General features: G+C 62.9%; 17 protein-coding genes and 1 riboswitch. Of the genes, 8 read left to right on the forward strand and 9 right to left on the reverse strand.

Annotated features, from left to right (window positions below):
• The first annotated feature begins 57 nt into the window (after nucleotides 1-57).
• The 3 genes from MUU55_RS18670 to MUU55_RS18680 are packed head-to-tail and all read left to right on the forward strand — an operon-like array spanning nucleotide 58 to nucleotide 4,472.
• Entirely contained in the window at nucleotides 58-1,314 is a 1,257-nt protein-coding gene (locus MUU55_RS18670; RefSeq protein WP_244762280.1) for an MFS transporter, read from the forward strand.
• Entirely contained in the window at nucleotides 1,311-3,308 is a 1,998-nt protein-coding gene (locus MUU55_RS18675) for a TonB-dependent receptor (protein WP_244762281.1), read from the forward strand. The genes MUU55_RS18670 and MUU55_RS18675 overlap by 4 nt, the downstream gene beginning before the upstream one ends.
• 9 nt (nucleotides 3,309-3,317) lie before the next feature.
• Entirely contained in the window at nucleotides 3,318-4,472 is a 1,155-nt protein-coding gene (locus MUU55_RS18680) for an FAD-dependent monooxygenase (RefSeq protein ID WP_244762282.1), read from the forward strand.
• A gap of 67 nt (nucleotides 4,473-4,539) precedes the next feature.
• On the opposite strand, the gene MUU55_RS18685 is transcribed toward MUU55_RS18680, so the two are convergent.
• The 9 genes from MUU55_RS18685 to MUU55_RS18725 all read right to left on the reverse strand — a co-directional run bounded on the left by MUU55_RS18685 (nucleotide 4,540) and on the right by MUU55_RS18725 (nucleotide 16,838).
• Nucleotides 4,540-6,267 (reverse strand): ABC transporter ATP-binding protein, encoded by a 1,728-nt coding sequence (locus tag MUU55_RS18685; protein WP_244762283.1) that lies wholly within the window; start codon nucleotides 6,265-6,267, stop codon nucleotides 4,540-4,542.
• Nucleotides 6,267-7,934: an ABC transporter ATP-binding protein gene (locus tag MUU55_RS18690; RefSeq protein ID WP_244762284.1), complete on the reverse strand. Its 1,668-nt coding sequence runs from the start codon at nucleotides 7,932-7,934 to the stop codon at nucleotides 6,267-6,269. The genes MUU55_RS18685 and MUU55_RS18690 overlap by 1 nt, the downstream gene beginning before the upstream one ends.
• A 130-nt stretch (nucleotides 7,935-8,064) precedes the next feature.
• Nucleotides 8,065-10,239, reverse strand: coding sequence for a TonB-dependent receptor (locus MUU55_RS18695; protein WP_244762285.1), 2,175 nt, complete (start codon nucleotides 10,237-10,239; stop codon nucleotides 8,065-8,067).
• A gap of 118 nt (nucleotides 10,240-10,357) precedes the next feature.
• On the reverse strand, nucleotides 10,358-11,281 hold the full coding sequence (locus tag MUU55_RS29320) for a helix-turn-helix domain-containing protein (RefSeq protein ID WP_244762286.1): 924 nt from the start codon (nucleotides 11,279-11,281) through the stop codon (nucleotides 10,358-10,360).
• Between the two features lie 275 nt (nucleotides 11,282-11,556).
• Nucleotides 11,557-12,192: a 3,4-dihydroxy-2-butanone-4-phosphate synthase gene (gene ribB / locus MUU55_RS18705; RefSeq protein ID WP_244762287.1), complete on the reverse strand. Its 636-nt coding sequence runs from the start codon at nucleotides 12,190-12,192 to the stop codon at nucleotides 11,557-11,559.
• Nucleotides 12,193-12,279: 87 nt separating this feature from the next.
• A riboswitch (FMN riboswitch) is annotated at nucleotides 12,280-12,423 on the reverse strand.
• Nucleotides 12,424-12,482: 59 nt separating this feature from the next.
• A complete protein-coding gene (locus tag MUU55_RS18710) occupies nucleotides 12,483-13,271 on the reverse strand; it encodes an SDR family oxidoreductase (protein ID WP_244762288.1) in 789 nt (262 codons plus the stop codon).
• A 17-nt stretch (nucleotides 13,272-13,288) separates the two neighbouring features.
• Nucleotides 13,289-14,776: a sugar ABC transporter ATP-binding protein gene (locus tag MUU55_RS18715; protein WP_244762289.1), complete on the reverse strand. Its 1,488-nt coding sequence runs from the start codon at nucleotides 14,774-14,776 to the stop codon at nucleotides 13,289-13,291.
• Nucleotides 14,777-14,807: 31 nt separating this feature from the next.
• Nucleotides 14,808-15,740 (reverse strand): substrate-binding domain-containing protein, encoded by a 933-nt coding sequence (locus MUU55_RS18720; RefSeq protein ID WP_244762290.1) that lies wholly within the window; start codon nucleotides 15,738-15,740, stop codon nucleotides 14,808-14,810.
• A gap of 123 nt (nucleotides 15,741-15,863) precedes the next feature.
• Nucleotides 15,864-16,838: an ABC transporter permease gene (locus MUU55_RS18725; RefSeq protein ID WP_244762291.1), complete on the reverse strand. Its 975-nt coding sequence runs from the start codon at nucleotides 16,836-16,838 to the stop codon at nucleotides 15,864-15,866.
• 209 nt (nucleotides 16,839-17,047) lie between these two features.
• Here MUU55_RS18725 and MUU55_RS18730 point away from each other — a divergent pair, with 209 nt between their 5' ends.
• From MUU55_RS18730 to MUU55_RS18750, 5 genes are all read left to right on the forward strand, one after another.
• Nucleotides 17,048-17,857: a transketolase gene (locus MUU55_RS18730; protein ID WP_244762292.1), complete on the forward strand. Its 810-nt coding sequence runs from the start codon at nucleotides 17,048-17,050 to the stop codon at nucleotides 17,855-17,857.
• Complete coding sequence (locus tag MUU55_RS18735; RefSeq protein ID WP_244762293.1) at nucleotides 17,857-18,825, forward strand: transketolase family protein; 969 nt, start codon at nucleotides 17,857-17,859, stop codon at nucleotides 18,823-18,825. The genes MUU55_RS18730 and MUU55_RS18735 overlap by 1 nt, the downstream gene beginning before the upstream one ends.
• An 82-nt stretch (nucleotides 18,826-18,907) precedes the next feature.
• A complete protein-coding gene (locus MUU55_RS18740; RefSeq protein ID WP_244762294.1) occupies nucleotides 18,908-20,377 on the forward strand; it encodes an FGGY family carbohydrate kinase in 1,470 nt (489 codons plus the stop codon).
• Nucleotides 20,378-20,398: 21 nt separating this feature from the next.
• Nucleotides 20,399-21,349: a sugar-binding transcriptional regulator gene (locus MUU55_RS18745; protein ID WP_244762295.1), complete on the forward strand. Its 951-nt coding sequence runs from the start codon at nucleotides 20,399-20,401 to the stop codon at nucleotides 21,347-21,349.
• 49 nt (nucleotides 21,350-21,398) lie between these two features.
• Nucleotides 21,399-22,184 (forward strand): SDR family oxidoreductase, encoded by a 786-nt coding sequence (locus tag MUU55_RS18750; RefSeq protein WP_244762296.1) that lies wholly within the window; start codon nucleotides 21,399-21,401, stop codon nucleotides 22,182-22,184.
• The last annotated feature ends 84 nt before the right edge of the window (nucleotides 22,185-22,268 follow it).

Consider the following 22,268-nt stretch of genomic DNA (forward strand, 5'->3'; position numbering starts at 1 on the left):
AATAGTCAAGTTTTACGCATCGGCCTAGTGAGGTCGCCAACTGCATTGCGAGGGGTCATGTCGACTGCTTTTACGAATTTTGCCGGTCGCTCGGCAAGCTGGTCCGTGCTCGGCCTGCTGGCCGGCCTCTATGCTGCCCAGTCCGTCACGGGCTCCATGGTGCAAACGGCCCTTCCGGTCGTGCTGCGCGATGCCGGCATGCCGCTCGACCAGATCGGCTACCTCGCTGTTCTCTTTCTGCCCTGGGCGCTGAAATTCCTCTGGGCACCGTTGATCGACCGGTTCCTCAGCGAGCGCACCTGGATCCTGCTCTGCCAGGCCGGCATCATCCTGTGCTTCCTCGCCGCCATCGCCCTTCCACCGCAAACCCATATGGCAGCACTCGCCGCCGTATTGCTCGTGATGGGCGTCTTCGCCGCCACGCAGGATGTTGCGACGGACTCCCTCGCCGTCCGCGCTTCCGATGCGGAGACACGCGGGCTTGCCAGCGGCGCCTCGACGGCCGGCGCCTATCTCGGCTTCCTGATCGGTGGCGGCCTTTGGCTCGTCGTCTACCAGCATGCCGGCTGGGCGGTTTCGATGGGTGCGATGGCCGGCTTCGTCTGCCTGCTTACCATTCCGGTTTTTCTCTCCGGCAATCTCGCCGGTCCGCGCGTGCGGACAGCGTCCACGACACAGGCGATCGGCTTCAGGAAGACAATCCGAAACCGCGCGCTGATGTACGGTCTCATCTTCCTCGTCGTCTATCAGGTCGGCCTTCGCATGGGCTCGGCACTGACCGGCCCCTATCTCGTCGACAAAGGCATCGCGCTGGACACGATCGGCCTGCTGCGCGGCGCCGGCGGCGCTGTTGCCGGCTTCATCGCCTCTTCGCTCGGTGCGCTTTTTGTGCAGGCGGCGGGAATCACGCGTTCGATCGTCATCGCGGCTGTCCTCAATGCTCTCCTGCTTCTCGCCCTCGCTACGGTGGAATTCACCGGCACAGCCACGCCGATGCTCGCGCTCGGCATTCTCCTGGCGCAGGTGGCTGCCGTCGCCTTCTCCTTCGTTGCGCTCTACGCAGCGATGATGAACTGGTGCAATCCCGAACAGACGGCGACGGACTTTGCAGCACTCCAGAGCATCGACGCGATCCTCGCCATTGCCGCCTCCTCCGTGGCCGGGGTGCTCGGCAATGCCTTTGGATATGGCACGCTCTTCTCCGCCTCGGCGATTTTCATCCTGGCTGCCATCCTCATCGCGCCCCGCACACTCGGCGCCTCCGCCAAGGCGCCACAAAACTTTGCACTCCCAAAAAAGGTATCGGAATCATGATGCGTCACCGTTTGTCCGGCGTTTCCCTCCTCGCCCTTGCCGTCGGCCTTTCCCCGCAGATCTCCGTTGCGCAAGACACCGCAGAGACCTCGACGCTCGAACCCATCGTCATCACCGCGACAAAGCGCAGTGAAGACTACTTCCTGCTGCCATCTGCGACCGACATAGCCAATGCCGACCAATTGCTGATGCGCGATATCGATACGGTGGCCGATCTCGACCGTATCTTCCCCGACGTCAACATCCGGTCGCGCTCCAGCCGCACCTACGCCAATTTCACCATTCGCGGCCAGGCCTCGCTCGATTTCTACAATCCGAGCACGCAGGTCTATGTCGATGGTCTGCCGCAGGACAGCTTCAACCTGACCCGCTCCCTGCCGGGTAACCTCCAGAGCGTCGAACTGCTCTATGGTCCGCAGGGAACGCTCTATGGCCGCGGTGCCATCGGCGGGGTCATCAATATCGTCACCCGCAAGCCAGACAACGAGGCACGCATCGGGTTCAATGCCAACCTTACGGATCAGGGCGCCGGCGGCACATTCCATGCCAGCACGCCGATCATCGATGACGTTCTCTATGGCGACGCCAACTTTTCCTTCCTGAACGGGAACGATACCTACACGACCATGACCGGCGAGGATGTCGGCGGCACGCGGGATATCAACGGCCAGGTCCGCCTGCGCTATGCGCCAACCGATAGCCCCTGGGATGTGACCGTCACGGCGGGCCGGGGCCATGTATCGTCGACGGAAGAATATTTTGTGCTCGAATCGATGCTGGAAGATCGCATCGCCTACCCCGCGCCGTCGCAATACGATCTCGACACCTGGAACTTTGGCATCAACGCGGCCTACGATCTCGGTTTTGCGACCATCACGGCGCTGACCGGCTACCAGAAGAGCGATCTCGACCGCACGGTCTTCGGAAGCTACACGCCGGAACGACAGTGGACTTTGAGCCAGGAGCTGCGCATTGCCTCCAATCCGGACCAGGGCAGCCCGATCGACTACGTGGCCGGCCTCTACTACCAGCATCTTGATTTTACACGGAGCATACCGGTCGCAAGCCAGACCTCACGACAGAAGATCGATTCCTACGCACTTTTCGGCGATCTGACATGGCACGCCACCGATCGGCTCGATATCTCGCCCGGCCTGCGCCTGGATTATGAACATGCGGCGGCCGAAGCGGCCGGTGGCGTGAATTTCAACGAAGACAACAGCTTTACCGCCCTTTCGCCGAAACTAGGTGCCAGCTACGGCCTCAGCGACGAATGGCGCGCCTATGGCCTTCTCAGCACGGGCTTCAAGGCCGGCGGCTTTACGCGAACCGTGACATCCGCCAACAATGCCTTCACCTATGACCCGCAGCACACCTACAACGGCGAGGTCGGGCTCAAATATCGCAACGAGGCCGGCACCCTGGAGGCGCAGCTCTCGGCCTATTACAACATCACCAAAGACTACCAGATGTTTGTCGGCGTGCAGCCGTGGCAGTATCTGCAGAATGTCGGCGAGGTCACATCCAAGGGCATCGACCTGAAGGTGCGCGCCAAGCCAACCGAGGAACTCGGCGTTACCGCAGGCCTTGCCTACAACCACACGCGTTTCACCGACTACAAGAACCCGGTGACCCCAGGCACCGACATGACGGGCAACACCGTGCCCTATGCTCCCGAATTTACCGCAAACCTCATGTTCGATTATCGCTTCGAGCTGGACAATGGTCGCGGGACACTCGTTCCCTATGTCGGTATCACCTATGTGAGCGAGCACTATTTCGACGAGACCAACACGATCGGGCAAAAGGGTTACGCGCTGGCCGATGTCGGCGTGAAGTGGGAAGTCGACGATAAGGTCACGGCCGAAGCCTTCGTCACGAATGTCTTCGACAAGACCTACACGACCTACGGCTTCCAGTATCCCGGTCTCGGCAATCTCTACCAGCTCGGCCAGGGTCGCACGATCGGCGGCCGTATCAACATGACGTTCTGAGGAAGTTCCATGCGTATCCTCATTGTCGGCGGCGGGCCTGCGGGCCTGACGTTTGCCGCCTGCCTGCTGCGTCATGGTATCGAGCCCGTCGTCGTGGAAAAGGCCGCACGTGGCCGGACCGGCGGCTATTCCATCGGCTTGCATGTCAACGGCTGGCGTGTCGCGGAACGGCTTGGTCTCGTCGAGGCGTTTCGCGCCAAGGCCATGCCGCTCGGCCCCGCCCACCACCTGGACAGGCGCGGCCGCAAGCTCTTCTCCTATGACTATCGTGTGTTGGCAAAGGCGGCAGAGGGCCGTCTGCTCGCCATCATGCGCAACGACTTCCAGGAGATCCTGTACGCTGCTGTCGAGGGGCAATGCCCCATCCACTACGAGACCACGATCACGGCGCTCGAGGACGATGGCGACGGCGTCACCGTTACATTCTCCAACGGAAATCGCGACCGTTTCGACCTGGTCATCGGCGCAGACGGCTATCGCAGCGCTGTCCGCGCCCTGGCCTTCGGCCCTCATGAGGATTTTCTCCGGCCACTCGGCTACCGCGCCAGCGCGTGGCGTGTGCCGCTTGCCGAGCCACTCGGTGCGAGTTTCGTCGGCATGATGGATATCGACCATCAAGGCGGGCTCTACGCCGTCGGCGATGGCACGGCCGCCACCTTGTTCTGTTGGCGGGACGAGCGGACGGATCGCCTCGATCCCGAGGCACGCCGGGCCATCCTGCAGAAGGAATTCGGCCATTGGCCGGAACCGGTCGCCTCCGCACTCACATCTGCCATTGACTGGGACCAGGCCTTCTTCGACACGGTGTCACAGATCGAAGTCCCGAAATGGTCGAGAGGGCGAATAGCATTGTTGGGCGATTCCGCCTGGTGCCTGACCTTTCTTGCCGGCCAGGGAACGTCAACGGCGATGGCCGGCGCGTATATTCTCGCATCGGAACTCGCGAGGAAAAGCCTCCCGGAAGCGCTCGATAGCTATGAGGCGCGCATGCGGCCGCTGGTGACGAGGATGCAGGCGGTCTCGCGCAAGATCGGTGGCCACTACATTCCGCAGAGCACCTTCGGCATGCGTCTGCAGGCGTGGATCCTACCGATCATGCTGTCGCCGCTCCTCATCCGGTTCACGTCGAGCCGGCTGGCGGCACCGCCGGTGGAGCTTGACTGAGCCGTCCGCTACCTCCGTCGAAAAACCACCGGCGCGGCACATAGGTCCATAGAGGTACGGCAAAAAATCAGCTCTGCGCCATTTTCCAGCGGCGCATTTCCGCCGACCGCCGCCACAGCCGCCGGTAGGTCGGCGACGAGACCAGCAGGGCTTCGTGGCTGCCGCTGGCTTCAATCCTGCCGCCGTCCAGAAGCACGATCCGATCCGCTGCGACGATGGAAGCAAGATCGTGGGCGATGACGAAAAGGCTACGGCCGGCGGCAAGCGCTGCGATAGCCCGCTGGATCGCCTCTTCATTCTCCGGATCGAGCGCTGACGTCGCCTCGTCGAGAATGACGATCGGCGCGTCCTTCAGGATTGCCCGCGCGATGCACATCCGTTGGCGCTCACCACCGGATAGCCGGGCGCCAAGCGCACCGACCCGGGTCTGGTAGCCGCGTTCGAAGCCGAGGATAACGTCGTGAATGGCGGCAGCTCTGGCCGCGGCCTCAACCTCCTCATCCGAGGCAGACGGCCGGCCGACACGGATATTGTCCCCAATAGTGTCATCGAACAGCAGGGCCTCCTGGAAGACAGGGGCGATTATCGTGGAGAGCGCCCGGCTGTCGATATCGCGGATATCCCGGCCACCGATCAGGATTCTGCCGCGATCCGGCTCCCAAAATCGCATGAGGAGCTGCATGCAGGTGGTTTTCCCACTGCCATTGGCACCGATCAGGACCGTCATTTCTCCTTGCGCCGCCTTGAAGGTGATGTCCTCAAGAGCGGGTGCCGTTCGTCCCCGATGCGTGAAGCTCACATTTTCATAGTGTACGTCGAAGGCTTCGGGGCTGCCATCCCGACCCGTCGGAGTTAGCGGAACGGCAAGAAGCTCACGGACATTCGCGCGGCCGATCCGCGCGAGCTCCAGCATGGCCGAAAGACTGGCGAAGTTTCGCGCCGGAACTGTTGCGCAAACCACCAGAAGCGCTGAGATTGCGAGCCGGGCGGCGTCAGCGTGGGATGCATCGCCAAAGGTAAAAACCGCCAGGAAAATCGCAAGCGCGGCCGACAGATCGATCACCATGCGAAACAGCACGGCAATCGGCGTGATCTTGCGCACGCCGCGCCATGCGCCATCCCGCAGGCGCTCGACGGCGCGGGCGAAGACACCATCGGCATCCGCACCATCCGCAAAGGCCCGCAACACCGCAACACCCTCGGCCTGCTCCTGCAAGACCAACGACACCTCCGCCAGGCTGCGGGCCCGACGCTCCAGCCCTACAGCAAGCCTGCGTCGCGCAAAGGAAAGAAGAGCCAGGCCGATCGCCATGCCGAAAATGGCGGACAAGCCCGTCACCGGCCAGACGACCACCGCTCCGACGAGACAAACGGCGAGCACAGCGGCATTGGCGACGATTTCCGGGCGTGTATGGGACGCATGGTTCTCAAGCCAGAGGATATCCTCCGAGACGGCCTGCATGACCTTCCCGCCGCCAATGGCGCGAAACGCGCCGAGCGGCATGCCCACGAGATGGGCCAGGATGGCGCGCCTCATGCGCACCCCGCCGCCATAGGCAAGCGCATAAAGCCGGCGTGACGCGGGCCACAGCAAAAGGCGTCGCAGGATGGCCGTTCCGGCAAGGGCAATGATGCACCACAAGGCCGCTGGGGCCGGATCCGCGTCGAGCGCCCGCCACAGGAAAAATGCGACGAGCAGCGGCTGAGCACCGAGCAGAATGCCATCGATCATGCGGCCGACCAGCCCTGCGTCGCCACCGGAACCAAAATCGGGAAGTCTGTCGTTCACGCCCATCAGACCGTTCCAGCGTTTCGAAGGGTGAAGGATCGGGCGGCGGCATGCGAGCGCCATTGACGTGCATAGGCCCCGTCAAGAGCGATGAGAGCATCATGCGAGCCGCACTCGGTGATCCGCCCGCCTTCCAGATAGACGATACGATCGAAGTGGCGCACGGAAGACAGGCGGTGGGCGATGGCGATCACGGTCCGGCCTGTCGCCAGCGCATTCAGGGCGGCCTGGATCTCGTACTGCCCATCGGGGTCAAGATAGGCTGCCGCCTCGTCGAGAACGAGGATGGGCGCATTCTTGAGAAAAGCACGGGCAATCGCGATCCGCTGCTTCTGCCCTCCTGATAACCCCTCGCCCCGATGCAGCACCGTGTCATAGCCCGCCGGCAGTGCGCGAATGAAATCATCCGCACGGGAAAGGCGCGCGGCCTCGGCAATCTCCGCATCGCTTGCCCCAGGACGCCCGATCGCTATGTTGGCGCGGATCGTCTGGGAAAACAGGAAGTTGTCCTGAAACATCGCCGCGAACCTTTCGGCAAGAACAGGCTGTGAAAACGAGCGGATATCACGACCGCCAAGCGTGACGCGGCCGGTATCCGGATCGAAGAAACGCAGAAGAAGGCGCGCCAGCGTCGATTTGCCAGCCCCGCTCGGCCCCACAAGGGCGATCTTCTGGCCGGCCTCTATTTCGAGATCGATGTTTTCGAGCACAAAATCCCTGCCGTAGGAAAACCCGACCTTTTCGAAGCGAATGCTGTCGCCATCTGCCGCGACGCCTTCGAGCAAAGGCAGGTCCGGCAGCCGGAGCAAGGCGTCGACACGGGCAAGCGATGCCTCCTGAATCCTGAGGCGTCCCATCGCGCCGAAAAGACGCGCACCGATGGAGGACAGCAAGAAGGCACCCAGCATAAAGAACGTCAGGACGGCGATACCCTCCGGCAACGGATAGAGCCAGAGCCCCAACGGGGCGACGAACAGGAGGCTGGACGTCGTGGCGAGGAAAAACCAGTTCGTTCCCGTCGCGGCAAAGGCAAGCCACCGGCCCACGGCATCTGCAAGTTCCTTGAAGGCGCCCTCCGCACGGCGCAAATTCTCGGGAGCCATGCCGTAGGCCTTGATGACGGGCACCATGCTGACAGCCTCCTGCAGGGCCGTGTCCACACCCGCCTGCGCAGCGACGAAACGTGTCGACAGACCGCCATCACCGCGCAGAATGAATGAGAAAATGAGGAAGCCGGCGAAGACCGGCAGAAAAGCGGCCAGGGCCAGACGCCAGTCGATGACGAGCATGGCACAACCGATGAAGACCGGCGCGACGAGTGCAGCAACCAGATCGGGGATCAGATGGGCAACGCCGTCCTCGATGCGCTCGACATCCTCCATGAGCGTGCGACGAAGCTCGGCGGCATCGACACGCTGGATGGCGCCGAGGGGCGCGGACCAGAGCTTCCGGCCCATGGCCAGCCGGGTCTCCGCCTGGATGTCGATCGCCATACGATGGGCAAGAAGGTTCGAGCCCGTTTGCAGGATGCAGGACACAAATACCGCGCCCAAAACGCCGGCGGACCAGAACAGAGCTCCGCTCCGATCCATGGCGACCAGTGCGCCCGCGGCGAGCGCGACCAGCGCCGCACCGCCGGTTTCCAAAGCCGCAGAGACGGTCGCAAGCGCCATGACGACCCCCATTCGGCCGCGCCGTCCCTGTGTGAGCGACCAGAGCCGACCGGCAGTCCCCTTGCCTGCCACATCGCCTTCTCGCCCTGGCCTACCCGGCGCGCCTGCCTCGTCCCCTCTCATCGGACGCTCAGAACTTGACCTTGAAACTGCCGCCGAAGGTCAGCGGATCGCCCGGAGAGAGCAGCTTGCCGGTACCGAGATCCGCAGCGACGATGCGATAGTCGAGATCGCCGATATTCTTGGCGAAGACATAGGCCGCATAGCGGTCGTTCTCCAGGCCGGCATAGGCGTCCACGAGACCATACCCCTTCTGGCTGATCGTGTTCTGGACATCGAAATAGTAGCTGGAACGATAACGATAGTTCACGCCGACCTTGCCAACGAGGTCGTCCCATCCGGCCTCCCATTGATAGGTGACGCCCGCCGAGCCAGTGAAGCGCGAGACGAACTGCTGCTGGTTGCCACTGACGTCGACCGAGCCGGAACCGTCGAGCGCCCGCGCGTTGCGATAGTCCTTGTAGGTCGCATCCGCATATCCGGCGCCGGCCGTAAGCGTCCAGTGATCATCGAGATCGTAGGCGACGGACAATTCGCCACCCCAGGATTCGCTGCGCGGGGCATTGGAAATCGGCGTTGCACCGGTCAGCGCGTTGAAGCCTTGAACCTGCTGGTCGCGCCAATCGATGTAGAAGACGGATGCCTCCACCTTGAGCCGGTCATCGAGCGTGGCCGATTTCAGGCCGAGCTCATAGCTTATAACGCGCTCCGAATCGTAGGCCCCCTCGTCTCCGAGACCGACGAAGCCGGAATTGAAGCCGCCCGACTTGTAGCCGCTGGAAATGCCACCATAGAGGTTCAGTCCATCCATCGGCTCGAACTGCAGGCCAATGCGCGGCGTGACATAGGCTTCGGAGAGTTTTGCGCTATAGCCGGGCGCAAAGGCGCCCGTCAGGCCGAGAAGCTGCGCCGTGGCATTGGCGTTGAAGTCGTAGTCGAAGGTCTTTCGATCATGGCCGACACGCAGGCCGCCGAAGAGTTTCCACTGGTCGTTCAGGGCATAGGTGCCGTCTGCGAAGGCGGAGAGTGAAACCGTATCCGTATCGCCGCGGGTCGAAAGCGTCGCCTCGCCACCCGTGAAGGTGCTGTTTGCACCATAGACACGCGAGGCCTGGGAAAACTCGCCGTAGAGACCGGCGACCCAGTTGAGGCGGTCGTTGTCCTCGGAAACGTAGCGCACCTCCTGCGACCACTGGCGATAGCGGCCATCGAACGGGTTGTCCGAACGGTAACGGAAATTCGCAAAGCCCATAGACTGGAAAAGGGCGTCATAGGCAGCGAAATAGCCGACCGGGAAGCCATTGCCGCTTACCCCCACCGCGCTTTTCTGAAAGCCTGTGATCGAGACGATCTTGTCGCCATTGTCGAGCTGGTAGGTCAGCTGGCCCGAGGCGGTGACGAGGTCGCTGTCGATGCGGGTCGGGTCATCGACCGCGACACCGCGGCTGCCCTTCAGGAAATCCGCCTCCGGCATGCCGAACATCTCGCCGTCCAGCACCTGGCGCTCGATATCCACGATGCCGAGAAATTCGAGATTGTCGGTAATGTCGCCGGCGATGCTGAGGCGGCCATGCACGTCCTTGCCGCCGCCGAGATCGCTGCCATCCACCGTCGAGTGAAGAAAGCCGTCCGTCTTCGAAGCCGAGAAGGCACCGCGCACCGCCCAGCCATTGTCGCCGATCGGCGTGTTGAAGACGCCGGTCGTTCCAAGCGTACCGAACCGGCCAAAGTCCATGCCGATTTCACCGCCGGTATGATCGGGATCAGGCAGGTTCGAAATGATGTTGACGGAGCCGGCAATGTTGTTGCGACCATAGAGCGTTCCTTGCGGGCCACGCAGGATTTCGATGCGATCGACATCGAGCAGCGTGCCGCTATGGGCCTGCGCATTGCCGATGCCCACGCCGTCCACATAGATGCCGACCGATGGGTCGCTCTCGATGAGGGCGGAGCCGACACCGCGGATGGCGGTGAAAGACGTGTAGAGCTTTGCCGTCACCGCCCCCGTCTGGGCATTCGGCTCGGCGGCGATCGCATCCTCACGGCGCTTCGTCTTGCGCAGCGAGAGGGTTTCACCCGTCTTCACCACGATGCTGGCCGGCACGTCCTTGCTTTCGGCCCTTCGTTTTTCCGCCGTCACGATGATCGGCTCCAGAACGGTTCCCTGGGTAGCCTCCTGCGCGAGAGCAAGAACAGGCAGGCTGACGCCGGCCAGAAGCGCGGCAAAGCCGATAGCAGTCTTCATTGATCAATCCTCGAACCCGATTTGGCGCGGATTATCATCATGGCGGACGGGAGGGTCGAGGCGATCGGCTTATGCGTTTCGACAAAAAGCTTACGATTCTTATCCAGTTTAAAATGATTCAAGATTTCAATCGGCTAGGCGGATAGCTGAAATGCTTCGTAAAGGCGGCCGTGAAGTTCGCCGGGTGCTGGTAGCCGGCCTTGTAGGCCGCTTCGGCAATGCTCAATCCATCCCGCAGGATGGCATTGCGGCCGATCAGGAGGCGTCTTTCGAGAAGGTATTCCCGGGCACTGACGCCGAAGGCGCGCTGGAAGTCCTGCTTGAGCTTGCTCTGGCTGATGGCGAAGCGGGCAGCAAGCGCGGCAAGGGTGTCAATCGCCGCGGCATTGGCATCGATATGCCGCCGGATCTCCAGCATGCGTTCCAGCGATTTCGCCGTAAGACCAGCCGTCGCCGCGACCTCGGACGGGCGGAACGCCTCGGCAAGGAAGCCGAGCAGGCTCATCGCGCTGGCATCGAGATGCACGTTGACGAACGCACCGACTGCGGATGGGTTGAGCACGGACCACGCGATCTGCCGAAGCCGCGCATCCAGCGGATGCCGACGGATCATGACGGGCTGGCGCATGGCGCGCTGCATCGCCTCGAAGGTCGGATCATCCTTCATGGCAGAAAGGTTATGCTCCGCCCAGGCGGGGGTCAGGAGCAGCTCCACCACGCGCACGGGCGTGTCTGGATGAATTGTCATGCTCGTCGGCACGCTCTCACCGGTCGCCGTGATCCACACCTCGTCCGGGCAGAAGCCGCCCTCTATGCCTTCGGTTGTATTGGTCGCGTAACCTTCGAGCACCACGGAAAGGCAGATCGCGGGAAAGGTCCGGCTCTGATAGGCGAGCGGCTGCTCCAGCGAGAGATCGGTGACACCTAGGAACATGCCGGGACCGACTTCGCGCCAGCGTCGTGCGTCGCCCTGCATTTCCACCGGCTCCGCAATTGTCGCGGCAGCGGAAGGCTGGTCCAACACTGCAACGGCCTCTGTCACGGTTCGCTCTCCCTCGCCGAAGTGCGGCCTGCCATAACCGCAATTAACATGACTATAATAATCATATTTAGACGTCGGAGTAACCGCCCGAGAACGGCAAGGCAAGTGGGATCGCTCTTGCAAAAGCTGAAACAGCCTGTCTGCGACGTCCGACAGGTTTCACGCTGTCGATACAGACGGACGGAATCTGAGCCATCCGGCGCGCCATGGAGGAGCGCTGCCTGCCCGTCAGCCAGACCGCCGAGCACGCCAGAAGGCGATGAACGACCCTTCAGCTACGCAGCAGCCATCGACCCGGCCTCTCCCCGAGAGGCAATATATGCAATCAGCTCTTCAATGCTGATCAGCGGCAACCGGTGAAATTCGGCAAAGGCAAGCAGTTCCGGTAACCGCGCCATGGTCCCGTCATCGTTGGCGACCTCGCAGATCACGCCAGAGGGCGTCTTGCCGGCAAGGCGCGCCAGATCGACGGCAGCTTCGGTGTGGCCCGGGCGGCCAAGCACACCGCGTGGATGAGCCCGCAGCGGGAAGATGTGCCCCGGACGCGCAAAATCATCACCCTTCACCGATGGGTTCATGAGCGCCTTGACCGTTGCGGCGCGGTCCGAAGCGGAAATGCCCGTCGTGGTAGCCGGCAGATAATCGACGGAGACAGTGAACGCCGTTTTGAGATATTCGGTGTTCTCAGGCACCATGAGCGGGATATCGAGCGCATCGAGACGCTCCCCTTCCACGGCCACGCAGATCAGACCGCGCGCATGTTTCATCATGAAGGCGATCGCCTCCGGGGTTATCGCATCCGACGCGACAATGATGTCGCCTTCGTTCTCGCGGTTTTCGTCATCGACGACAACGATCATGCCACCACGCGCCAAAGCCGCGATTGCATCTTCAATTTTCGAGAGTGCCATTTCATGTGCCTTTCAAGGGTTGCCGATAGTGGCGTTTCATCCCTTGGGCGAACAGGTCCGCACGCGCTCCAGCCGGAACGCTTGCAGACATGTCCTCTTCCATCCGGACTGTAACCGTCGGCTCCGGCATCGCACCGGATCTGCTGACCCTTCCATTGGAAGGCGCTCGCGGGCTCCCGGATCGCTCCGGATACCGCCGGTGGGGAATTTCACCCCGCCCTGAGAACATTCGTAAATAAAGAATTTCCGGACAGAAATGCAAGAGGCCGGCTTCAAGCCGGCCCCTAATATCACCAGCAGCAGAAACCACCATCGACGAGCAGGTCGACGCCGGTCACGAAGCTTGCCGCATCCGAGAGCAGGAAGACGGCCGGGCCGACCATCTCGTCAACATTTGCCATGCGCTGCATCGGCGTCTGCTCTTCGAAAAGCTTCGTCTGGTGCACCATTTCCGGCCGGGTGTTCATCGGCGTTGCGGTGTAGCCGGGGCTGATGGTGTTGACGCGGATGCCGCGGTCGACCCATTCCATGGCCATGGACTTCGTCATGTGGATGACGCCGGCCTTGGAAGCATTGTAGTGGCACTGGCTCAGGCCACGATTGACGATGACGCCGGACATGGAGGCGATGTTGACGATGGCGCCGCGACCGGTCTTCAGCATGGCACGCGCTTCGGCCTGGCACGAGAGGAACACGCCCTTCAGGTTGATGTCGATCATCGTCTGGAACTGGCTCTCCTCCATCTCCTCCGCCGGGTTGGCATTGGCGATACCGGCCGCGTTGACGGCGAGCGTGAGCGCGCCGAGCTCCGCTTCCGTGCGCGCAACCGCGTCGGTCAGCGCCGCACCGCTGGTGACATCGGCCGCGATTTGGATGCTGCGGCGACCGGCACGCGCGATGAAATCAGCGGTCTGAGCGAGGCCGTCATCCGTGCGGCGGTCAAGCAGCGCGACATCGGCACCGCACTGGGCAAGGCCCATCGCGATGTGCTGGCCGATACCGCTGCCGGCACCTGTAACGAGGGCGACGTTGCCCGAGAGATCGAACAATTTCGGTGCGTTGAGCTTGATTTCCGACATGCTGCCTTATTCCCTGTTCAAAGTGTCGCCAGTTCCATGACCGAGACGTCGTTGGCGTCCTCGCGGTTCAGGATACCGGCCTGTTTTCCCTGTGCCATGACCATGATGCGGCTGGAGACGCCAAGCACCTCCTCGAGGTCGGAGCTGACCACGATGACGGTGACGCCTTCGCGCGCCAGGCCCACGATGAGATCGTAGATCGAGGAGCGCGCACCGACGTCGATGCCGCGCGTCGGCTCATCCAGCACCACCACCTGCGGCTTGCGTGCCAGCCACTTGGCCAGAACCACCTTCTGCTGGTTGCCGCCGGAGAGCTCGCCGGCATTCTGCCCGCCACGCCCCTTCACGCCGAAGCGCTTGATGTAGTCCTCGGCGAATTCCCGGATGCGGCGCGACGAAATCCAGCCATTGCGGGAAATCTCGCCGAGATTGGCATAACCGATGTTTTCCGCAATGGAATGGTCGAGCACGACGCCCTGCAGCTTGCGATCCTCCGGCACGAGCACGATACCGTTGCGGATCGCATCGATCGGCGAACGCGGCGTCACAGGCTTGCCGTGCAGCAGAACTTCGCCGCTGGCGATCGGGTCGGCGCCGGTGATGGCGCGCACCAGTTCGGTACGGCCGGCGCCCATCAGCCCGGCAATGCCGAAGACCTCGCCCTTGCGGACGGAGAAATTGATGTCGCGGAAGGTCTTCGATGGCGCGGACAGGCCGCGCACTTCGAGCGTCACCTCATCCGTCGGCGTGGGAAGCGTCGGGAACATGCGCTCCAGCGAGCGCCCGACCATGGCCTCGACGATGGTGCGGATCGGCACGTCGCCACGGTCGAATTCCTGCACCTTGGCGCCGTCGCGCATGACAACGATGCGATCGGTGATCTGGCGGATTTCCTCAAGGCGATGCGAGATATAGATGATGCCGACGCCCTCGGCCTTCAGGCGCTCGATCTGGCGGAAGAGAAGCTGCGTCTCCTCGCCGCCGAGTGCGGCCGTCGGTTCGTCGAGAATGAGCAGGCGCGCATTCAGAGTCAGCGCCTTTGCGATTTCGATGAGCTGCTGCCGGCCGGTCGAGAGACCCTCGACGAGGCGGTCGGGCGACACGTCGAGACCGAGGCGCTGCAGGCCGGCGCGGGCGCGCTCCTCCATCGCATGACGATCGAGGCGACCGGATTTCATGGGATAGCGGCCGACGAAGACGTTTTCCGCGATGGAGAGCTTCGGCAGGAGCTTCAATTCCTGATGGATCATGCCCACGCCCTCGTCCATCGCGGCTCGGGGATTGGCGGGGGCGTAGGGCTTGCCAAGCCAGGTCATCTCGCCCGCGGAGGGCTGGACGGTGCCGGAAATGATGTTCGACAGGGTCGATTTTCCGGCACCGTTTTCACCGAGCAGCGCCACGACCTCTCCCGGATAGATGTCGAGATCGACACCGTGGAGCACCTTGATCGGACCGTAGGATTTCTGGATTCCACGGAGCGACAGGATGGGAGAGCGGTTCGTCATGGCGCTGCTGCCTTTCTGCTATGAGCCCGGATTACGGATGGCTCTTGACGAATTCCGGCGCGTTTTCGCAGGTCGTCAGGACGGCGTTCGGCGTCTGGCGCTCTTCCACCTTCTGACCGGCTGCGACGGCGAGCGCGGATTCGACGGCGAGAACACCCATCTTCTGCGTGCTCTGCGTTGCGGTCGCGATGAACGGCCCCTTGCACTTGGCGAGGTATTCAAGTGCGGAGACGTCGCCGTCATAGCCGCCGATGATCACCTTGTCCGAGAGGTTGGCAACGTCGACAGCCTTGGCGGCACCCATCGCGAGACCGTCAGCCTGACCGAAGATGATCGTGATATCGGGGTTCGCCTGCAGCATGTTCTGCGCGATCGTGAAGCCTTCGTCGGCCGACCACATGTTGCTCCACTGCTGGTCGACCAGCTCGACACCCTTGTTCTCGTCGATGGCCTTTTTGCAGCCGGTGAAGCGGTCGACTTCCGGCGTCGTGCCCTTCTGGCCGTGGATGATCGCCATCTTGCCTGCGCCACCGGCCTTGCCGATGATGTACTTGCAGACTTCGTAGGCGGATTCGACGCTTTCGCCGGCGATGAACGTATCACCCGGCGCGCCCTCGGGCGTGCGGTCGACGTTGATGACGGGAATGCCGGCTTCGCGGGCGAGACGGGTCGGGACGGCAGCGGCGGCAGCACCGGCCGGGATGTAGATGAAGGCGTTGATGTCCTGCGTCATCAGGTCCTGCACCTGGCTGACCTGGGTGTTGGTGTCGTTCTTCGCATCGACGACGACGACTTCGATGCCCTTTTCCTTGGCATGCTTTTCAACGCCGAGCTTGATCTGGTTGAAGAAGTCGGCCTGCAGGTTCGGAACGGCAAGGCCGATCTTCTTGACTTCGGCAGCGGAGGCCGGAAGGGCGAGCACGGAAGCAGCGGTTGCCGCCATCAGCAGTTTGGACAGTGTCATGGTTTCTCCTCCAAGTTACCCGGCGGCGCCTGTCTCCCAGAACACCACCTTCCCTTTTGCCGGCCCGCACGATTGCGGACCGTTTTATCCACCCCGCCGCTTGGGCTGCGGGGGTGAAAGTCATTATTTGCGCTTGCGATAGGTTTCGGCGGTGACGGCAAGCACGATGACGGCGCCGATGATGACCTGCTGCATGAAGGGCGAGACGCTGAGCAGGTTGAGGCCATTGCGCAGCACGCCGATGATGAGCACGCCGATGATGGTGCCGCCGATGCCACCCGTGCCGCCGGACAGCGACGTGCCGCCGATGACGACCGCGGCGATCGCGTCGAGTTCATAGGAAACGCCCGAGGACGGCTGCACGGAGTCGAGGCGGGCGGCGAGCACCATGCCCGAAAGGCCGGCCAGGAAGCTGCACACGACATAGACGAGCACGGTCGCACGCTGGACATTGATGCCGGCAAGGCGCGCCACCTCGGCATTGCCGCCGATCGCGTAGAGCACACGGCCGCCGTGACGGTAGCGCTGATAGAGCAGGCCGACGACAAAGACGACGACCATCACGGCGACCGTCAGCGTCAGGAAACCACCGAAACGCACGATGGCCATCATGTTGAACCAGGCCGGGAAACCGATGATCTGCTGCCCGTCGGTGATCATGTTCGCAAGGCCGCGCGTGATCGACATCATGGCAAGCGTCGCAATGAAGGCCGGCACGTTGAAGCGTGTGATTAGAAGCCCTGCGACCAAACCATTCAGCGACGCAACGAGCAAGGCGAGCGGGATCGCGATGCCCATCGGCACGCCGGCCGTCACATTGAGATAGCCGAGCACCATCATGGCCAGCGCCATGACCGAGCCGACCGCCAGGTCGATGCCACCGATCAGGATGACCATCGTCATGCCAACGGCCATGACGCCCAGCACCGTGATCTGGTCGAGCACGTTGAGGAAGTTGCGTACCGACAGGAACTTGTCCGTCGCAAAGGTGAGAAAGAGGCACAGCACGATGAGGCCGATGAGCGGGCCCGTGGCTCCGCGCAGCGAAGGCAACATAATGCCTGCGAACCCCTGTCGTTCTTTCACATCCGCCACCATGGACACTCCTCCCGGTCGTTCGCGGCTTCGCACTTGGCTTATCGCATAAATATTCATTAGTGTGTGTAAATTCGTAGCGCATCCTGCTGAAGGGTGTCAAGGCTGGCAAGTCGAATTTTTCAGGATCGTCTAATGTCATTTCCGCTTGACTTCGCGACCATCCGTGCAAATATATCTATCAGTGTATATTTATTCACAACGAGGGTTTCATGCAGCCGAACGATCTCGACCGCATCGCTCAACAGATCCGCCTCCGTGATCTGCAAGCGGTTTTTGAAGCTGGCGCAGGCCATATCGGTGGTGAGATGTCTGCAATCGACATCCTGACCGCGCTCTATTTCCGCGTGCTGCGCATCTGGCCGGATCAGCCGAAGCATCCGGACCGGGATCGTTTCGTTCTTTCCAAGGGCCATGTGGCGCTCGCCCTCTATGTGACGCTGGCCAAGCGCGGCTTCATTCCGGAAGAAGAGGTTGCGACCTTCCTGAAGCCCCATTCGCGCCTCAACGGCCACCCGAACTGCAACAAGGTTCCCGGTGTCGAGACCAACACCGGCCCGCTCGGTCACGGCCTGCCCGTCGCCGTCGGCATGGCGAAAGCCGCCAAGCTGACAGGTGCGACCTATCGCACCTATGTGCTGACGGGCGACGGCGAGATGCAGGAAGGCTCCAACTGGGAGGCCATCGCTTCGGCGGCGCAGTTCGGCCTCGATAACCTGACGCTCATCATCGACCACAACCGCTTCCAGCAGGGTGCGTCGCTGAAGGACACCAACAATCTCGCGCCCTTCCCCGCGAAGCTCGAAGCCTTCGGATGGGATGTCACCGAGATCAACGGCAATGCCATGGACGAGATCGTGCCGGCGCTGGAAAAGCGCGGCAGCCGGCCGCATTGCATCGTTGCCCACACCAACAAGGGCCACGGCATTTCCTTCATGCAGGATACCGTCGACTGGCACCACAAGGTGCCCAATGCCGAACAATACAAGATTGCCGTCGCTGAGCTTTCGGAGGCCCTGTAATGAACGCCATCACCCCATCTCCCAAGCTGCACGATTGCCGTGACGCCTTCGTTGCCGTGCTGGAGCGCCTGGGCGCCGACAATCCCAAGATCGTCGCCGTCTGCAACGACTCCGTCGGCTCCTCCAAGCTCGGCGGCTTCAAGGCCAAGTGGCCCGAGCGGCTCGTCAATGTCGGCATCGCCGAGCAGGCGCTGGTCGGCGTCGGCGCCGGCCTCGCCAATGGCGGCCTCCTGCCCTTCGTCTGTGGCGCCGCCTGCTTCCTGACCGGCCGCTCGCTGGAACAGATCAAGGCCGACATCGCCTACTCCAACGCCAATGTGAAGCTGATCGGCATCTCCTCCGGCATGGCCTATGGCGAACTCGGCCCAACGCACCATTCCATCGAGGACTTTGCCTGGACGCGCGTGCTGCCGAACCTTCCGGTCGTCGCTCCCTGCGATTCCATCGAGACGGCCGCCGCCGTGGAATGGGCAGCCTCCTATAACGGTCCCGTCTTCCTGCGCCTCTCGCGCGTCGGCGTGCCGGACCTTCTGCCGGCGGGCCACAAGTTCGAACTGGGCAAGGCCAACCTGCTGCGCGACGGCGACGCCGTCACGCTGATCGCCAATGGCACGGTCACGCACCGCATGGTCAAGGCAGCCGCCATCCTTGCCGAAAAGGGCATCGAGGCACGCGTCCTCAACATGGCAACCGTACGCCCGATCGACGTCGAGGCCGTGGTGTCCGCGGCCCGCGACACCGGCGCGATCCTCACGGCAGAGGAGCATTCCACCTTCGGCGGTCTCGGCTCGGCCATCGCCGAAGTCGTGGTCGCGGAAGCGCCCGTGCCGATGAAGATCCTCGGCGTTCCCGGCATCTTCCCCCCGACCGGATCGGCGGAATTCCTGCTTGATGAGTTCGGCATGTCGCCCGCCGGCATCGCCGAGGCAGCCGTGGACTTGATTGCGCGTAAATCTTCCCGCACCTGACGTGCGCGACTAGATTGCGTGCCGGGCGCGGCAAGACCTCCCGATGCCGCGCCCTCCTCTTCTTCCGCCGACCGGAGCCGCCATGACGACCGCCATTCTCGCCATCGACCAGGGCACCACGAATTCGAAGGCCGTGCTCGTCTCCACGGACGGCGACATTCTGGCGCGCGGCTCGTCTCCCGTCGGCATTGAGCATCCGCAGCCGGGCTGGGTGGAGCAGAGCCCGTTGCGGCTGTGGCAGTCCGTGCAGGAAGCCATTGCGGCCTGCCTTGCGGCCGCGCCGTCTGTCGAAATCCTCGGCATCGCCATTTCCAACCAGCGCGAATCCGTCACCATCTGGGATGCGGACAGCGGCAAGCCGCTGGGTCCCGTGGTCAGCTGGCAGTGCCGCCGCAGCGCACCCGCCTGCGCCGAGCTGATTGCCGCCGGCCATGCGCCGCGCGTCCAGGCCCTCACCGGCCTACCCATCGACCCGATGTTCCCCGGCCCCAAGATGAAGTGGCTGCTGGATCGCGTGCCCGCCGGAAACAAGGTTCGGCTCGGCACGATCGACGCCTGGCTGATCCATTGCTTCACGGATGGCGCGGTGCATGCCTGCGACGCCGCCAATGCCGCGCGCAGCCAGCTTTACGATCTCAACGAACAGGTGTGGAGCGACGAACTCTGCGATCTCTTCGGCGTGACGAAATCCGCCCTGCCTGAGGTTCGCGACAGTGCATCCCGCTTCGGCGTCACGAAGAACGTGCCCGGCCTTTCAGACGGCATCCCGATTGCCTCCGCCATCGGCGACAGCCACGCCGCCCTGTTCGGCCACGGCGCTTTCAATCCCGGCGACGGCAAGGTGACCTTCGGCACCGGTTCGTCGATCATGACGACCCTGCCCCGCTTCATCGCGCCGCAACAGGGCATCACCACGACCATCGCCTGGTCGATTGGTGGTAAGCCGACCTACGCCTTCGAGGGCAACATCCTCGTCTCTGCCGCCTCGCTGCCCTGGATGGCAGACATGCTCGGCCTTGCCGATGTGCAGGCGCTGACCGAACTTGCGGCAACCGCTCACGCCGGCGGCCCGGGCTTCGTCCCGGCCTTCGTCGGCCTTGGCGCGCCATATTGGCATTCCGATGCCCGGGCGCTGTTTTCCGGCATCACCTTCAACACGAGCCGCGCCCAGATGGCACGCGCCGTGACGGACAGCATCGCCTTCCAGGTGCACGATGTCTTCAAGGCCATGTCGGCGCAATCGCCGACACCGCTTGGCCGACTCTATGCCGATGGCGGGCCAAGCAAGAATACATTCCTGATGCAGTGCGTCGCCGATACGCTCAATCACGCTATCATCCAGTGCGACGCACCGGAGGCCTCCGCACTGGGCGCCGCCTATCTCGCCGGCCTGACGCTCAGCGTCTGGCCGGACCTCGCGGCCGTCGCTGCCCTGCCGCGCGCCGTGAATGCCATCCCCCCGCAGGTCTCCGATACCGTGGATCGCCTGCTCGTCTGGCAGGATGCAATCTACCGCTCGACCGTCTCAGGTCCTTCCTCTATGAGTGAATAAAAATTCACCACCGGAGGCTCCATGGGACGGCTCAACGAGTTACGACTGATTGCCCGCATTGCCCAGATGTACCACATCGAAGGCAAGCGGCAGGCTGAGATCGCAGAACTCATGCATATGTCGCAGGCCACCGTCTCGCGCATGCTGAAGCGGGCGGAGCAGGAAGACATCGTGCGCACGACGGTCATCCCGCCGGCGGGTACCTTTGCCGAGCTGGAAACGGCACTGCGCGAGCGCTATCGCCTCACCGAAGCCATCGTCGTCGACTGTTCGGAAGACCGCGATGGCGCGATCATGGCGCGCATCGGCGAAGCGGCCGCCCACTTTCTCGAGGTCACGCTGCAGCAGGATGAAATCGTCGGCGTCTCGAGCTGGAGCCAGACGATCCTGCGCATGGTGGACAACATTCACCCGCTGAAGAACGCCAAGGCCAAATACATCGTGCAGATCCTGGGCGGCATGGGCGACGCTTCGGTGCAGACGCATGCCACGCAGCTGACGGCCCGCCTCGCGCGGCTGACCGGCGGCGAGCCGCGGCTTCTTCTCGTTCAAGGCATCACCTCGTCGCGCGAAGCCAAGCTCGTCATGCTGGCCGACCCGGTGGTGCGAGAGACGATGGACCTCTTCGGCCGCCTCAGCCTCGCCATCGTCGGCATAGGTGCGGTTGAGCCATCGGAGCTTCTTGCCCGATCCGGCAATACCTTCTCCCGCCAGGAAATGGCGATGCTGCACGAGGCCGGTGCCGTCGGCGAGATTTCCTATCGCTTCTACGACCAGGACGGCAGGCCGGTCGAAACGCCGCTCAACGACCGCGTCATCGGCCTTTCACTGGAAGAGTTGCGCAAGACCGCCCGCGTCATGGCGCTCGCAGGCGGAGAATCGAAAACCCAGGCCATCGCCGGCGCCCTGAAGCTGGGCGTCATCGATGTGCTCGTCACCGACAAGTTCACTGCGGCACGGCTCACGGCCTGATCCATCCCGGATCGGACATCGGCCTGCTGCGCATTATGGAGAAAAGACCATGACACGTTTTGCAGGCCAGACGGTATTCGTGACCGGCGGCAACAAAGGCATCGGCCGCGGCATCGCCAAGCGCTTTGCCGAAGAGGGCGCGAAAGTCGCGATTGCCGCAGTCGAGAAAGACACGGTGGACGCGGCCGCCGCACTCGCCAAGGAAACCGGCGCCGAAATTCTCGGTCTCGCGCTTGACGTGACCGACGCCAAAGCTGTGCAGGAGGCCTATGGCGAGGCCGAGGCGAAGCTGGGCGCCATCTCCGTTTCCGTGCAGAATGCCGGCGTCATCACCATCGCCAAGGTCGAGAACCTGACCGAGCGTGAATGGGACCTCAATCTCGACGTCAACACCAAGGGCGTCTTCCTGTGCTGCCAGGAGGCGATCCGCCGCTTCCGCGCCAGCGGTACGAAGGGCCGGCTCATCAACACCGCCTCCGGCCAAGCCCGCCAGGGTTTCATCTACACCCCGCACTACGCCGCCTCGAAGTTCGGCGTCGTCGGCCTCACCCAGAGCCTCGCCAAGGAACTCGCCCGAGAAGGCATTACCGCCAACGCCATTTGCCCCGGCATCATCCATACCGAGATGTGGGACTACAACGACCGCGTCTGGGGCCAGATGCTCGGCGAATACGGTCCGGGTGAACTGATGGCCGAATGGGTCGAAGGCATTCCTATGGGACGGGCCGGCACGCCGGCCGAAGTCGCCGCGCTCGTCGCCTTCCTCGCTTCTCCCGACGCTGCCTACATCACTGGCCAGACCATCAATGTCGATGGCGGCTTGATCATGTCGTGATCCAGCAAGAGCTGGACGTCGAACGTTAGCATCCGCCACAAGGGTGCGGCTTATGATGGCGAGCACAATGATGTTCGAAGCAGA

It is taken from the genome of Shinella curvata, from assembly GCF_022899935.1.
Classification (GTDB): domain Bacteria; phylum Pseudomonadota; class Alphaproteobacteria; order Rhizobiales; family Rhizobiaceae; genus Shinella; species Shinella curvata.

What these genes read in the sequence shown, in the direction of transcription:
- MUU55_RS18670 (WP_244762280.1), top strand. Translation starts at nt 58, where the DNA reads ATGTCGACTGCTTTTACGAATTTTGCCGGTCGCTCGGCAAGCTGGTCC.
- MUU55_RS18675 (WP_244762281.1), top strand. Translation starts at nt 1,311, where the DNA reads ATGATGCGTCACCGTTTGTCCGGCGTTTCCCTCCTCGCCCTTGCCGTC.
- MUU55_RS18680 (WP_244762282.1), top strand. Translation starts at nt 3,318, where the DNA reads ATGCGTATCCTCATTGTCGGCGGCGGGCCTGCGGGCCTGACGTTTGCC.
- MUU55_RS18685 (WP_244762283.1), bottom strand. Translation starts at nt 6,267, where the DNA reads ATGGGCGTGAACGACAGACTTCCCGATTTTGGTTCCGGTGGCGACGCA.
- MUU55_RS18690 (WP_244762284.1), bottom strand. Translation starts at nt 7,934, where the DNA reads ATGGCGCTTGCGACCGTCTCTGCGGCTTTGGAAACCGGCGGTGCGGCG.
- MUU55_RS18695 (WP_244762285.1), bottom strand. Translation starts at nt 10,239, where the DNA reads ATGAAGACTGCTATCGGCTTTGCCGCGCTTCTGGCCGGCGTCAGCCTG.
- ribB (WP_244762287.1), bottom strand. Translation starts at nt 12,192, where the DNA reads ATGGCACTCTCGAAAATTGAAGATGCAATCGCGGCTTTGGCGCGTGGT.
- MUU55_RS18710 (WP_244762288.1), bottom strand. Translation starts at nt 13,271, where the DNA reads ATGTCGGAAATCAAGCTCAACGCACCGAAATTGTTCGATCTCTCGGGC.
- MUU55_RS18715 (WP_244762289.1), bottom strand. Translation starts at nt 14,776, where the DNA reads ATGACGAACCGCTCTCCCATCCTGTCGCTCCGTGGAATCCAGAAATCC.
- MUU55_RS18720 (WP_244762290.1), bottom strand. Translation starts at nt 15,740, where the DNA reads ATGACACTGTCCAAACTGCTGATGGCGGCAACCGCTGCTTCCGTGCTC.
- MUU55_RS18725 (WP_244762291.1), bottom strand. Translation starts at nt 16,838, where the DNA reads ATGGTGGCGGATGTGAAAGAACGACAGGGGTTCGCAGGCATTATGTTG.
- MUU55_RS18730 (WP_244762292.1), top strand. Translation starts at nt 17,048, where the DNA reads ATGCAGCCGAACGATCTCGACCGCATCGCTCAACAGATCCGCCTCCGT.
- MUU55_RS18735 (WP_244762293.1), top strand. Translation starts at nt 17,857, where the DNA reads ATGAACGCCATCACCCCATCTCCCAAGCTGCACGATTGCCGTGACGCC.
- MUU55_RS18740 (WP_244762294.1), top strand. Translation starts at nt 18,908, where the DNA reads ATGACGACCGCCATTCTCGCCATCGACCAGGGCACCACGAATTCGAAG.
- MUU55_RS18745 (WP_244762295.1), top strand. Translation starts at nt 20,399, where the DNA reads ATGGGACGGCTCAACGAGTTACGACTGATTGCCCGCATTGCCCAGATG.
- MUU55_RS18750 (WP_244762296.1), top strand. Translation starts at nt 21,399, where the DNA reads ATGACACGTTTTGCAGGCCAGACGGTATTCGTGACCGGCGGCAACAAA.